The sequence below is a fragment of the Micromonospora sp. KC606 genome, from assembly GCF_004348675.1.
In the GTDB taxonomy this organism is placed as follows: Bacteria; Actinomycetota; Actinomycetes; order Mycobacteriales; family Micromonosporaceae; genus Micromonospora.
This window is the reverse complement of sequence record NZ_SMKN01000155.1, coordinates 1-13,236: the sequence shown is the minus strand read 5'-3', so window position 1 is coordinate 13,236 and position 13,236 is coordinate 1. Positions and strand designations below refer to the sequence as shown.

The window sequence follows — 13,236 nt, the reverse complement described above, 5'->3', positions numbered from 1 at the left end:
GCCGCCACCAAGGGGTTAGTCTGCGGGTTCACCAGGTCCGCGCAGCCCGCGACGGTACGGCGGCCACCGGACGAGGATCGAGAAGGTGCATCTCAAGAGCCTGACGGTGAAGGGGTTCAAGTCCTTCGCCTCCGCGACGACGCTGAAGCTGGAGCCCGGGATCACCTGCGTGGTCGGCCCGAACGGCTCCGGCAAGTCCAACGTCGTCGACGCCATCGCCTGGGTGCTCGGCGAGCAGGGCGCCAAGGCGCTGCGTGGCGGCAAGATGGAGGACGTCATCTTCGCCGGCACCGCCGGGCGGGCGCCGCTGGGCCGGGCCGAGGTCACCCTCACCATCGACAACACCGACGGCGCGCTGCCCATCGACTACACCGAGGTCTCCATCACCCGCCGGATGTTCCGCTCCGGCGAGAGCGAGTACGAGATCAACGGCGATTCCTGTCGCCTGCTCGACATCCAGGAGCTGCTGTCGGACTCCGGCATCGGCCGGGAGATGCACATCATCGTCGGGCAGGGCCGGCTCGACGGCATGCTGCACGCCAAGCCGGAGGACCGCCGGGCGTTCATCGAGGAGGCGGCCGGCGTCCTCAAGCACCGCAAGCGCAAGGAAAAGGCGCTGCGGAAGCTCGACGCGATGCAGACCAACCTCAACCGGCTCACCGACCTCACCGCCGAGCTGCGCCGGCAACTCAAGCCGCTGGGCCGGCAGGCCGAGGTGGCCCGCCGCGCCGCGGCCATCCAGGCCAACCTGCGCGACGCCCGGCTGCGGCTGCTCGCCGACGACCTGCACACCCTGCGGACCACCCTGGACAGGGAGATCGCCGACGAGACCGCGCTGCGCGAGCGGCGCGAGCAGGTCGAGGCGGAGCACGTCGAGGTCCAGGCCCGGCTCGGCGAACTGGAGGCCGCCCTCGCCGAGGACGCGCCGCTGCTCGCCGCCGCCCAGGACACCTGGTACAAGCTCTCCGCCCTTCAGGAGCGGTTCCGCTCCATCGAGCAGCTCGCCCGGGAACGGCTGCGTCATCTCAGCGCCACGCCCGACGACGAGCGCCTCGGCCGTGACCCCGACCAGCTGGAGGCCGAGTCGCAGCGGGTCCGCGAACAGGAGGACGACCTGCGCGCGGCGCTGACCGAGGACCAGATCCGGCTGGCCGAGGCGGTCGAGCAACGGCAGGAGTTGGAACGCCAACTCGACGCCGCCGAACGGGAACTGGTCGCCGCCGCCAAGGCCATCGCCGACCGGCGGGAGGGGCTGGCCCGGCTCACCGGCCAGGTCAACTCCGCCCGGGCCCGCACCACCAGCGCCGGGGAGGAGATCGAACGGCTCGCCGCCGCGCACGCCGACGCCCGCGCCCGCGCCGAGAAGGCCCAGGCCGACCTGGACGCGGTGGCGGAGCAGTCCACCGAGGCCGACCGGGACAACGCCGAACTCGACGAGCGGCACGCCGAGGCGGTCGCCGTCCAGGAGCGCGCCCAGGCCGCCGTGCGCGCCCTCGCCGACGCCGAGCGTGCCGCCGAGAAGGACGCCGCCACCTGGAAGGCTCGCGAGGAGGCGCTCGCCCTCGGCCTGCGCCGCAAGGACGGCGCCGGCGCGTTGCTCGCCCGCGCCGGCGAGGTGCCCGGCCTGCTGGGCAGCCTGGCCGGGCTGCTCACCGTCGCCCCCGGCCACGAGGCGGCGCTCGCCGCCGCGCTCGGCGGGCTCGCCGACGCGGTCGCGGTCACCGGGGTGGACGAGGCCGTCGAGGCGATGCGGCTGCTGAAGATCTCCGACGCCGGCCGGGCCGGCCTGCTGGTCGGCAGCGCCGCCGGCCCCGGCATGGACGGGCCCGCCGACGCGCTGCGCCCGAAGCTGCCCGAGCACGCCCGTTGGGCTCCCGACCTGGTCGAGTGCGCCGCCGAGATCCGTCCGGCGGTGCACCGCGCGCTGCGGGACGTGGTGCTCGTCGACGACCTCGCCGCCGCCGCGGAGCTGGTCGCCGGCAATGCCGAGCTGCGCGCGGTCACCCCGGACGGTGACGTGGTCGGGGCGTACGCGGCGGCCGGCGGGTCGGCGAAGGCCCCCAGCTACATCGAGGTGCAGGCCGCCGTGGAGGAGGCCCGAAACAACCGGGCCACCGCCGAGCACACCAGCGCCGAGCTGCGTGAGCAACTGGCCGAGGCCCGCGCCGAGGTGGCCGCCGCCAAGGAGGCGGTGCAGCACGCCTCCGCCGCGAAGCGGGAGGCGGAGAGCCACCGCAATGCCGCCGCCCGCCGGCTCGCCGAACTCGGGGCCGCCGCCCGGTCGGCGAAGGCGGAGACCGACCGGCTCGGTGAGTCCCGGGCCCGCGCCGAGGCTGCCCGGGAACGCGACCTGGCCGCCCTGGCCGAGCTGGAGGAGCGGCTGCGGCTGGCTGAGGCCACCCCGACCGACGCCGAGCCCTCCACCGAGGAGCGGGACCAGCTCGCCGCGATGGTGCCCCGGGCCCGGCAGAACGAGATGGAGGTCCGGCTGGCGGTGCGAACCGCCGAGGAGCGGGTCGCGTCCATCGCCGGCCGGGCCGACTCGCTGGCCCGACAGGCCGCCGCCGAGCGGGCCGCGCGCGAACGCGCCGCCGCCAGGCGGGCGGCCCGTACCCGGGGGGCCCAGATCGCCCGGGCGGTGGTCGGCGGTGCCCGGGAGGCGCTCACCCGACTGACCGGGTCGATCGCGGCGGCCGAGGAGCACCGCGACGCCGTGGCGCGCGAACGCGCCGCCCGCGAGGCCGAGCTGTCCGAGGTACGCGGCGCGGCCAAGCGCCTCGGCGCGGAGCTGGAACGGCTCACCAGCCAGGTGCACCGGGACGAGGTGGCCCGCGCCGAGCAGCGGCTGCGCATCGAGCAGCTGGAGGCGAAGGCGGCCGAGGACTTCGGTCTCGACGTGGAGACCCTGGTCGCCGAGTACGGCCCCACCCAGCCTGTGCCGCCCACCCAGGCGGACGTCGCCGCCGCCGAGCGCGACGGTTTGCCGGTGCCCGAGCCGGTCCGCTACGAGCGGCCGGTGCAGGAGAAACGGGCGGCCAAGGCGGAACGGGAACTGGCCCTGCTCGGCAAGGTCAACCCGCTCGCGCTGGAGGAGTTCGCCGCGCTGGAGGAACGCTACAAGTTCCTCTCCGAACAGTTGGAGGACCTCAAGGCCACCCGTAGGGACCTGCTCACCGTGGTCAAGGACGTCGACGACCGGATCCTGGAGGTCTTCGCCAGCGCGTTCGCCGACACCGCCCGGGAGTTCGAGCAGGTCTTCACCGTGCTCTTCCCCGGCGGCGAGGGCCGGCTGGTCCTCACCGACCCCGACGACCTGCTCACCACCGGCGTCGAGGTCGAGGCGCGGCCCCCGGGCAAGAAGATCAAGCGACTGTCGCTGCTCTCCGGCGGCGAGCGGTCGCTGACCGCGGTGGCGATGCTGGTGGCGATCTTCCGGGCCCGGCCCAGCCCGTTCTACATCATGGACGAGGTCGAGGCGGCGCTGGACGACGTCAACCTGGGCCGGTTGATCACCCTGCTGGCACAGTTGCGGGAGAAGAGTCAACTGATCGTCATCACGCACCAGAAACGGACGATGGAAATCGCCGACGCGCTCTACGGGGTGACCATGCGCAGCGGGGTCACCCAGGTGATCAGCCAACGGCTCAACCGGGCCGACGACGGGCAGGAGAACGACTAGTGGGTCGGGAACGCGCCACGGCGCTCCTGATGGACTTCGACGGGGTGCTGCGCCGCTGGGATCCGGCGGTGGCCGCCGGGGTCGAGCGGGCGTACGGCCTCCCGGCGGGGGTGCTTGGCGAGATCGCCATGCAGTGGGGGCGGCTCCAGCCGGTGCTGACCGGCCGGGTCAGCCACGCCGAGTGGATGACCAGCGTCGCCGACGCGCTCACCCCGTCGCTGGGCGACCCGGCCCGGGCGCGTGCCGCGGTCGAGGACTGGCAGCGCTACCGGGGTGAGGTCGACCCGGTAGTGCTGGCCTTCGTCCGCGAGGCGCGGGCCGCCGGGATCACGGTGGGCCTGGGCACCAACGCGACCGACCTGCTCGACGCCGACCTGGCCGCGCTGGGCCTGGCCGGTGAGCTGGACGTGGTGGTCAACTCCTCGGTCGTCGGCGTGCACAAACCGGCCAAGGAGTACTTCCAGGCCGCCTGCGCGGCGCTGGAGACCGCGCCGTCGCGGGTGCTCTTCGTCGACGACGAGGACCGGGCGATCCGGGGCGCGCGGGCCGCCGGGCTGTCGGCGCTGCGCTGGTCCGGCCCCGACGACCTGTACTACCTGCGCAAGGCCCTGGCGTACTGAGCCGGACGCGGGGGAGGCGGCCGATCGCGGGGGTCCCCGTCGGGGAGAGCACCACGGGCCGCGTCCCGGGGTGTGGCCCGGCCCGTGGTGGTCAGTCGCCGGTGACGCCGTCGAGGCGTTCCCGGATCAGGTCGGCGTGCCCGTTGTGCCGGGCGTACTCCTCGATCATGTGGAGGTAGACCCAGCGGACGTTGAAGGTGTCGGCGCTGCCGTCGCGACGGTGACGCAGGAAGGTGCGCTCCAGCGAGACGTCGGCGACGGCCTTGCGGGCAGCCTCGACCTCGGCGGCGAAGGTGGCGAAGTCAGCCTCCGCGTCGGCGTCGGCGACGGCGTTGAAGTCGGCGTCCGGGTCCTCGTCCGTGCCGTAGATGCCGGTGATGTCCTGCCCTGCGGCCCGGATCCGGAACCACCAGCGCTCCACGTCCGCCATGTGCCGCACCAGCCCGAGCAGGGTCAGCCCGGAGGGCTCCACGCTCGGCGTCTTCAACTGCTCCGCAGTCAGCCCCGCGCACTTGAGCAGCAGGGTGTCGCGGTGGTAGTCGAGCCAGCCCTCCAGCATGGTGCGTTCGTCGGCGACGTACGGTTCCTTGGTCCGGGTGGTTCCCGGTGCTCTCCAGGTCATGCCGGCCATCCTCGCCGGACCCCCCGACAACGGATGACCCGGGTCAGGGCCGGGCGGGGAGGAGTTGTCGTCGCCCCGTTCAGCCGGTGCCGTTCAGCCGGTGGTGCATCACCGGGCGCAGTTGCCCGTCGGCGGTGGTGCCCTCGATGGTCACCTCGGCCGATCGTCCGCTGAGCGCCAGCGTCGCCACCGCGTTGCCGAAGTACGGGCCGGCCAGCTTCCGCCACCGCACCGCCGGCCGGCGCACCCCGGCCGCGCGGGCCAGCGCCCGGGCGGCTCCGGCCGGGCCACGGGACCAGCCCAGCCTCATCAGCGGGCGCATGCCGGCTGGCACCTGGTTGTGGATCGGTGAGCAGGTCAACTGGTGCACCGGGGTACGCACCGCGGGGTCGTCGAACCGGGCCCGCGCCACGTACGAGTGGTGCACGTCGCCGGAGAGCACGCTGATCGAGGCGGGCGCCGGGTACGCCGGCCCCGCCCCGACCCGGTCCCCGGGCGTCGCCGCCGCGCCGCTGCCCAGCCGGGCGAAGAGTGCGCCCAGCGCGTCGAACGACCGGCGGAACGCCGCCCAGTGCTCCAGGTCCCAGGCCCGGCGGATCCGTTCGGACAGCGTCGCCACCCAGGGCCGGCCGGAGTCGGCCAGGCGCTCGTTCCACGCCTCCACGTGGTGGATGGCCGGCGGCAGCAGCCAGGGCAGTGACGCGCCGACCACCAGGTGGTCGTAGACGCCGTGCGCCCGGTCCAGGAACCAGGACCACTCGCCGGCCGGCAGCATCGCCCGGCTGCCCGGTTCGAGCACCCGGCTGCACCGGTTGTCCAGCACCACCAGGCGGGTCCGCCCCAGGTCGAGGGCGTAACTCCACTGGTACTGCACGGCCCGCCAGCGCGCGGTGTCGTGCGCCTCGTCGGCCTCCCGGTCGACCCGTTCGCCGAACTCGCGCAGCACCTCGGTGGCGTCCTCGGCGGCCGTCACCTTGGCGTACAGCGGGTCCTCGGCGATCTCGTCCGGGGCGAGGTTGCCCAGGTGCTGGTAGACCCAGTACGAGATCAGGCCGCTGCGGATCCGCTCCGCCCACCACGGCTGCGCCCGCATGTCCGCCCGCCACGACGCCGAGGTGTTCCAGTCGTCGATGATCTCGTGGTCGTCGAAGATCATCACGCTCGGCACGGTGGAGAGGAGCCAGCGGATCTCCGGGTCGCGCCACGATTCCAGGTAGAGCTTCGTGTACTCGTCGAAGCTGACCACCTGGGTGGCCGGGGCGCCCCTCGGCCGCCGCCGGCGTCGTCGCAGCAACCGGCGCACCGTGGGGGAGGTCACGTCGGCGTAGACCTGGTCGCCGAGGAGCACCAGCAGGTCGGGCAGGCCCGCCGGGTCCGGGGCGGACATCAACCGCCGGGCGTACGCGTCGAGCGCGTCCGGGGGCAGCCGGCGGGCGGTGGCGTGCTGGGTGGTCTCCCGGCAGGATCCGAAGAGCAGCCGCACCGGCTGGTCCCGGTCGTCGGCGGCCCTGGTCCGGATCACGCTGGGCGGGAGGTCGGCGCCCGGTGCCGGCCAGGCGACCTCGTCGTCGATGAGCACCTGGTAGGAGCTGGCGCTGCCCGGGGTGAGCCCGGCCACCACGACGAGCGCGTAGTGGTGGTCGTACGCGGAGAAGGTCGGTGCGGAGCCGGCGGCCCCGCCGGCCGTGCGGACGGTGACCACCGCGGGCCCGCTGGTCTCCACCCAGACGGTGGCGCGGGTGCCGACCACCCGCCTCAGCAGAGGTCCGATGAGCAGGTGCGCGGCGGGCATGGCGGGACCTCCGGGATGAGCGGACTTCATCTTTACTACCCCGCCGGCGATCACACCACTGCTGGCTGTGGGCGAGCCTACTGCCGCGTGTGTCGGGCGGCGCGGGGGTGCGGTCGATGAGACGCCGTCGCCGGCATCTGACAGGATTTCGGCATGACGGAATACCTCCTCGTCGCACTCGCCCTGCTCGGTGTGCTGATTCTCGGCGCCCTCAGCCTGGTGGTGCCCCGGCTGCGCCGGCGCCCCGAGCCGCCGCTGCCGGAGACCGCGGTCGACACCCGGGCCGAGGAGGACCTGGCCGGGCCCCCCGTCGAGGCACCCGAGTCCGAACTCTCCACCGGCATCCTGGTCGAGCCGCCGGTGGTCGAGGCGCCCCCGCTGGAGGTTCCCGAGCCGACCGCCGGCCGCCTGGTACGGCTGCGCTCCCGGTTGTCCCGCTCGCAGAACGCCTTCGGCAAGGGCCTGCTCGGCCTGCTCAGCCGCGACCACCTCGACGAGGACGCCTGGGAGGAGATCGAGGACAGCCTGATCACCGCCGATGTCGGCATCGACGCCACCCGGGAGATCGTCGACCGGCTCCGCGAGCGCACCCGGGTGCTCGGCACCCGGTCCGCCACCGAGCTGCGCGCGCTGCTCGCCGCCGAGCTGGTCAACGCCCTCGACCCGAGCCTGGACCGGTCGCTGCGGACCACCCCGAAGGAGGGCATGCCGGCGGTGCTGCTGGTGGTCGGCGTGAACGGGGCCGGCAAGACCACCACCTGCGGCAAGATCGCGCGGGTGCTGGTCGCCGACGGCCGTACCGTAACCCTCGGCGCGGCCGACACCTTCCGGGCCGCCGCCGCCGACCAGCTGGAGACCTGGGCCGGCCGGGTGGGCGCGCAGACCGTGCGCGGCCCGGAGGGCGCCGACCCGGCCAGCGTCGCCTTCGACGCGGTCCGCCGGGGCATCGACGCCGGCACCGACACGGTGCTGATCGACACCGCCGGCCGGCTACAGAACAAGATCGGCCTGATGGACGAGCTGGGCAAGGTCAAGCGGGTGGTGGAGAAGCACGGCCCGATCGACGAGACGCTGCTCGTCCTCGACGCCACCACCGGGCAGAACGGCCTGGAACAGGCCCGGGTCTTCACCGAGGTGGTCAACGTGACCGGCGTGGTGCTGACCAAGCTCGACGGCACCGCGAAGGGCGGCATCGTGATCGCCGTGCAGCGCAAGCTCGGCATCCCCGTCAAACTGGTCGGCCTCGGCGAGGGCGCGGACGACCTGGCCCCGTTCGATCCGGCGCAGTTCGTCGACGCGCTGCTCGGGACCGAGCCGCTCGCCCGGGACGCGTAACCTCGCGGTGACGAACGACGATCGCGCGTTCGCCGGCTGGCGCGACCCCCGCCACTCCGGTCCGCGCCTGGGGAGACCGTACGTGACCTCGCAGGAGATCCCGCTGCACGGCGGGAACGTGAGCACCGTGGTGCGGGTCGGCGACACGGTCCGTCGCAACGCCGGCCCCTGGACGCCCGCGGTGCACGCCCTGCTGCGTCATCTGGAGTACGTCGGGTTCAGCGGCGCGCCTCGCGCGCTGGGCATGGACGAGCGCAACCGCGAGGTCCTGTCGTACCTGGAGGGGGAGTGCGGGGAATACCCGTTGGCTCCGCACTGGGTCACCGACGAGGCGCTGGTGACCGTGGCCACCATGCTGCGGATGTTCCACGACGCCCAGTACGGTTTCGCGCCGCCACCGGGAGCGGTCTGGCGTTCTTTCGGCCCGCCCCCGCCGGACACCGAGGTGATCTGCCACCACGACGCCGCCCCGCACAACGTGATCTGGCGGCCGGACGGCACCCTCGGGCTGATCGACTTCGACCTGGCCTCGCCGGGCGCCCGGATCTACGACGTGGCGTACGCCGCCTGGACCTGGGTGCCGATCTTCTCCGACCGGGACTCGATCACCCTCGGTTGGAAGCGCCCCGACCGGCCGCGTCGGCTGCGCCTGTTCGCCGACGCGTACGGGTTGATCCCGCGCGACCGGCACCGGCTGATCCGGACGATCCGCAAGCGGATCGTGGACCACGTGGAGGGCATCCGCCGGATGGCGGCGGCCGGCGAGCCGGCGTTCGTCCGGATCGTGCACAAGGGTCACCTGCGGCGCCCGATGCGCGACCTGCGCCTGCTCGACTACGAACGGCACACCCTCGAGCGCGCCCTCTACTGAATCGGACAAACTGGCCAAGAGTTGCCATTTCCCGTGTAACGACCCTTCATGTCCGGGTTTCCCGGCTGATGATCGCGGTTCTTCACATGCCGGAAACAAGCCGTCACGTGCCGGAAATCGAGCCGTGTCGGTGAAGGAAACAGGCGGCGGCCAAGCTTCCGCGCAACCGGCGTACGGGCGACGCTGCCCCGGAAGCCGCGAAGGAGGGCAAACTCAATTTAGGAGGCCAGCGTGCCTGAAGCACCGACGATCGATACCGGCAACACCGCCTGGTTGTTGGTATCGAGCGCGATCGTGCTGCTCATGACACCGGGTCTGGCGCTGTTCTACGGCGGTCTGAACCGGTCCAAGGGCGTGCTCAACATGATGATGATGAGCTTCTCCTCGATCGGGCTCGTCAGTATTCTCTGGCTCTTGTACGGCTTTTCCGTCGCCTTCGGTGACGACAAGGGTGGTGTGATCGGCGACGTGGGTCAGTACCTCGGTACGAAGACCTTCATGGCCGAGACCGATCTGTGGGGCGAGACGGGCATCCCGCTCTACGTGTTCCTGGCCTTCCAGATGATGTTCGCGATCATCACGGTCGCGCTGATCAGCGGCGCGATCTCGGACCGGGCCAAGTTCTCCGGCTGGCTGCTGTTCGCCTTCGGCTGGGCGACCCTGGTCTACTTCCCGGTGGCCCACTGGGTCTGGGGCGGTGGCTTCATCGGCGCCGGCCTCGGCGCGCTGGACTTCGCCGGTGGAACGGCGGTGCACATCAACGCCGGTGCCGCCGCTCTGGCACTGGTGATCGTGCTCGGCAAGCGGCTCGGCTGGCCCCGCGAGACCATGAAGCCGCACAACGTGCCGATGGTCGCCCTCGGCACCGGTCTGCTCTGGTTCGGCTGGTTCGGTTTCAACGCCGGCTCGGAGCTGACCGCAGACCTGACCACCGGCATCGCGTTCCTCAACACCCAGGTCTGCACCGCCGCCGCGGTGCTCGGCTGGCTGTTCGTGGAGAAGGTCCGCGACGGCAAGCCGACCCTGGTCGGCGCGTCCTCCGGCGCGATCGCCGGTCTGGTCGCGATCACCCCGGCCTGCGCCTTCGTCGCCCCGTGGGCGGCGGTCCTGCTCGGCCTGGTCGCCGGCGCGGTCTGTGCCCTGGCCGTCGGCCTGAAGTACAAGCTCGGCTACGACGACTCCCTCGACGTGGTCGGCGTGCACTTCGTCGGTGGCTGGATCGGCTGCCTCTGGATCGGTCTCTTCGGCACCAGCTCGGTCAGCTCGCTGGTCGAGAGGGAGGGCCTCTTCTACGGCGGCGGCGTCACCCAGCTCGGGGTGCAGGCCCTGAGCGCCCTGATCGTCACGGCGTACTCGTTCGTGGTGGCCTTCGCGCTCGGCTTCGCCATCGACAAGACGATCGGCTTCCGGGTCTCGGCCGAGGACGAGGTCAACGGCATCGACCTCAGCGAGCACGCGGAGAGCGGCTACGACCTGTCGCCGACCACGGGCGGCTCGAGCGGTGCCTTCGCGATGGCCGGGATCACCCCGGTCGGCACGAAGTCGGCCTCCGGGGAGGTCCCCACGCCGGCGACCGGGCCGGTGGACGAGAAAGTCGCCGGTTAACGTTCCTGGAATGGAGGGCTTGGACATGAAGCTGGTGACCGCGGTCATCAAGCCGTACCAGCTGGACGCGGTGAAGGAGGCCCTGCACGCCCTGGGCGTGGCCGGCCTGACCGTCAGCGAGGTCCAGGGGTACGGGCGGCAGAAGGGGCACACCGAGGTCTACCGGGGTGCCGAGTACACGGTCGAGTTCCTGCCCAAGATCCGGGTCGAGGTGCTCACCGACGAGATGGACGTCGACAAGATCGTGGACGCCATCGTCACCGCGGCCCGGACCGGCAAGATCGGCGACGGCAAGGTCTGGGTGACCGGGGTCGAGGAGGTCGTCCGGGTACGTACCGGCGAGCGCGGCCTCGACGCGCTGTAGGGAATCGCTGCCGTGACCCCGTCGACCAGGAGCACCGCGTCGGACATCCCCGCACCGACCGACGCGTGCGCCCCGGTCGACGGGGTCGGCGGCATCGGGGAAGCCGCCCGGGCCAGGCGTGCGGAAGGGTACGACGCCTGGCTCGGGTCGCTGCTGCCCGCCCGGGACGGGATCGCGCTGGTCGCCGTCGGCGGTTTGGGTCGGCGGCAGTGCGCCCCGCACGGCGACCTCGATCTGGTGTTGCTGCACACCGGGGTGCCCGGGGTGGACGAACTCGCCGCCTCGCTCTGGTACCCGATCTGGGACGCCGGGGTGCGGCTGGACCACTCGGTGCGTACCCTCGCCGAGGCGCTGTCGGTGGCCCAGGACGACGTCAAGGTGGCCCTGGCCCTGCTCGACGTGCGTTTCGTCGCCGGTGACCGGGCGCTCGCCGACCAACTGGCCCACACGGCCGTCGACCACTGGCGGCGTACCGCCGTCCGCCGGCTCCCCGCGCTGCGGGAGATCACCGAGGCTCGCTGGCGGACCCACGGGGAGCTGGCCTTCCTGCTGGAGGGCGACCTCAAGGAGGCGGCCGGCGGGCTGCGTGACGTGGGTCTCCTGCGCGCCATCGCCACCGCCGGCGTCACCGACGCGCTGCGCCCCGCCGTCCACGCCGCGCACCTGCGCCTGCTGGACACCCGCGACGCCCTGCACGAGCAGGTCGGCCGCCGGGTCGACCGGCTGCTCGCCCAGGAACGCGACGGGGTGGCCCGACTGCTCGGTCTGCGCCGCTCCCCGTCCGATGGCGGTCCGGACGGCGTCGTCGTCCACGACGGCGACGCGCTGCTGCGGCGGGTCGCCGGGGATGCCCGGACTGTCAGCCACGCCCTCGACGACGCCTGGCGGGCCGCCGACCGGCTGCGCGCCGGCCGCCGTCGGGGCGGGGACGGCCGGCCGGTGCGCCGGCCGGTCGCCCGGGATGTGGTCGAGCACGACGGTGAGTTGGTGCTCGCCCGTACCGCCATCGGCGCCCGCCCCGATCCGAGCCTGTCCCTGCGGGTCGCCGCGGCGGCGGCCACCACCCGGCTGCCGATCGCCCGGGCCACCTGCGAGTGGCTGGCCGCGTACTGCCCGCCGCTGCCGGCGCCGTGGCCGCCGGCCGCCCGCGCCGCGCTGACCACCCTGCTCGGGGCCGGTGCCGGCCTGCTGCCGGCGTGGGAGACCTGCGACCGGTACGGGCTGATCGACGGCTGGCTGCCCGAGTGGACCCGGATGCGCAGCCTGCCCCAGCACAACCCGGTGCACCGGTTCACCCTGGACCGGCACCTGGTGGAGACCGCGTACGAGGCGAGCCGGCACACCCGGGACGTGGACCGGCCCGACCTGTTGCTGCTCGCGGCGTTCCTGCACGACATCGGCAAGGGGCTTCCCGGCGACCACAGTGCCGTCGGCGCGCCGATCGCCGAGGCGGTCGCCGGCCGGATCGGTCTGCCGGCGGCGGAGGCGGCGCTGATCGGCACGCTGGTCCGGCTGCACCTGCTGCTGCCCGACGTGGCCACCCGGCGGGACCTGTCCGACCCGAAGACGGTGGCCGGTGTCGCCGAGCAGGTCGGCGACACCACCACCCTGGACCTGCTGCACGCCCTGGTCCGGGCCGACGCGGCGGCCACCGGCCCGGCCGCCTGGTCGGACTGGAAGGGGCGGCTGGTCGCCGAGCTGGTCGGCCGGGTGCGCACCGCGTTGGACACCGGCGTGGTGCCCCCGCCGCCGGCCCCGGATCCGGCGCTGGTGGCGGGGCCGCTTCCCGTCGTGCACCTGGCGGAGGGCCGGGTGTCGGTGGCCGCTGCCGACCGGCGGGGCCTGCTCGCGACGGTGGCCGGTTGCCTGGCCCTGCACCGGCTGGAGGTGCTCGCCGCGGACGCCACCACCGTCGACGGCCGGGCCCTGGTCGAGTGCCGGGTGCAGCCGCGGTACGGCCTCGCGCCCGACCCGATCGCGCTCAGCACCGACCTGCGCCGCGCGGTCAACGGGGACGTGTCGGTCACCCAGCGGCTGCGCGGGCGGGCCCTCGCGGCCCGGGGCGCGGGTGCCGCGCCCCGGGTGGTCTGGCACCGGGAGGCGGCCACCGACGCGGTGCTGCTGGAGCTGCGGGCCGCCGACGCGGCCGGGCTGCTCTACCGGGTGACCTGCGCCCTCGACGAGGCCGGCGCCCAGGTGCGCGCCGCCCGCATCTCCACGCTGGGCGGCGACGTGGTGGACGTGTTCTATCTGGTCGGCGGCTGGCCGGAGGACGCCGAGCGGACCCGGCTGGAAGCGGCCGTGCTGGCCGCCGTCTGAGGCGTCGTGGCCGGGCCGGAGCACGGGGG

Annotated in this window: 9 protein-coding genes; 7 read left to right on the top strand and 2 right to left on the bottom strand. The window is 73.5% G+C overall.

The window, feature by feature from the left end:
* Nucleotides 1–85 precede the first annotated feature (85 nt).
* Both smc and E1193_RS23245 read left to right on the top strand, forming a co-directional pair.
* Complete coding sequence (smc, locus tag E1193_RS23250) at nucleotides 86–3,679, top strand: chromosome segregation protein SMC (protein WP_132185310.1); 3,594 nt, start codon at nucleotides 86–88, stop codon at nucleotides 3,677–3,679.
* The gene (locus tag E1193_RS23245) at nucleotides 3,679–4,299 is read left to right on the top strand and encodes an HAD-IA family hydrolase (RefSeq protein WP_132185309.1); all 621 of its coding nucleotides are present in this window, start codon (nucleotides 3,679–3,681) and stop codon (nucleotides 4,297–4,299) included. Before smc ends, E1193_RS23245 begins: the two co-directional genes overlap by 1 nt.
* Nucleotides 4,300–4,390: 91 nt before the next feature.
* On the opposite strand, the gene E1193_RS23240 is transcribed toward E1193_RS23245, so the two are convergent.
* Nucleotides 4,391–4,921, bottom strand: a complete 531-nt coding sequence (locus E1193_RS23240) for a DinB family protein (RefSeq protein ID WP_132185308.1) — start codon at nucleotides 4,919–4,921, stop codon at nucleotides 4,391–4,393.
* Nucleotides 4,922–5,000: 79 nt separating this feature from the next.
* A complete protein-coding gene (locus tag E1193_RS23235) occupies nucleotides 5,001–6,713 on the bottom strand; it encodes an alkaline phosphatase D family protein (RefSeq protein WP_132185307.1) in 1,713 nt (570 codons plus the stop codon).
* A 153-nt stretch (nucleotides 6,714–6,866) separates the two neighbouring features.
* On the opposite strand from E1193_RS23235, the gene ftsY reads away from it, so the two are divergent.
* The 5 genes from ftsY to E1193_RS23210 all read left to right on the top strand — a co-directional run bounded on the left by ftsY (nucleotide 6,867) and on the right by E1193_RS23210 (nucleotide 13,207).
* Complete coding sequence (gene ftsY / locus E1193_RS23230) at nucleotides 6,867–8,048, top strand: signal recognition particle-docking protein FtsY (protein ID WP_132185306.1); 1,182 nt, start codon at nucleotides 6,867–6,869, stop codon at nucleotides 8,046–8,048.
* Nucleotides 8,049–8,055: 7 nt separating this feature from the next.
* Nucleotides 8,056–8,919 (top strand): aminoglycoside phosphotransferase family protein, encoded by an 864-nt coding sequence (locus tag E1193_RS23225; protein WP_165945808.1) that lies wholly within the window; start codon nucleotides 8,056–8,058, stop codon nucleotides 8,917–8,919.
* Nucleotides 8,920–9,150: 231 nt separating this feature from the next.
* The gene (locus tag E1193_RS23220) at nucleotides 9,151–10,524 is read left to right on the top strand and encodes an ammonium transporter (protein ID WP_132185304.1); all 1,374 of its coding nucleotides are present in this window, start codon (nucleotides 9,151–9,153) and stop codon (nucleotides 10,522–10,524) included.
* A 25-nt stretch (nucleotides 10,525–10,549) separates the two neighbouring features.
* Nucleotides 10,550–10,888, top strand: coding sequence for a P-II family nitrogen regulator (locus E1193_RS23215; RefSeq protein WP_207914370.1), 339 nt, complete (start codon nucleotides 10,550–10,552; stop codon nucleotides 10,886–10,888).
* A 45-nt stretch (nucleotides 10,889–10,933) separates the two neighbouring features.
* Nucleotides 10,934–13,207 (top strand): [protein-PII] uridylyltransferase, encoded by a 2,274-nt coding sequence (locus E1193_RS23210; protein WP_132185311.1) that lies wholly within the window; start codon nucleotides 10,934–10,936, stop codon nucleotides 13,205–13,207.
* The last annotated feature ends 29 nt before the right edge of the window (nucleotides 13,208–13,236 follow it).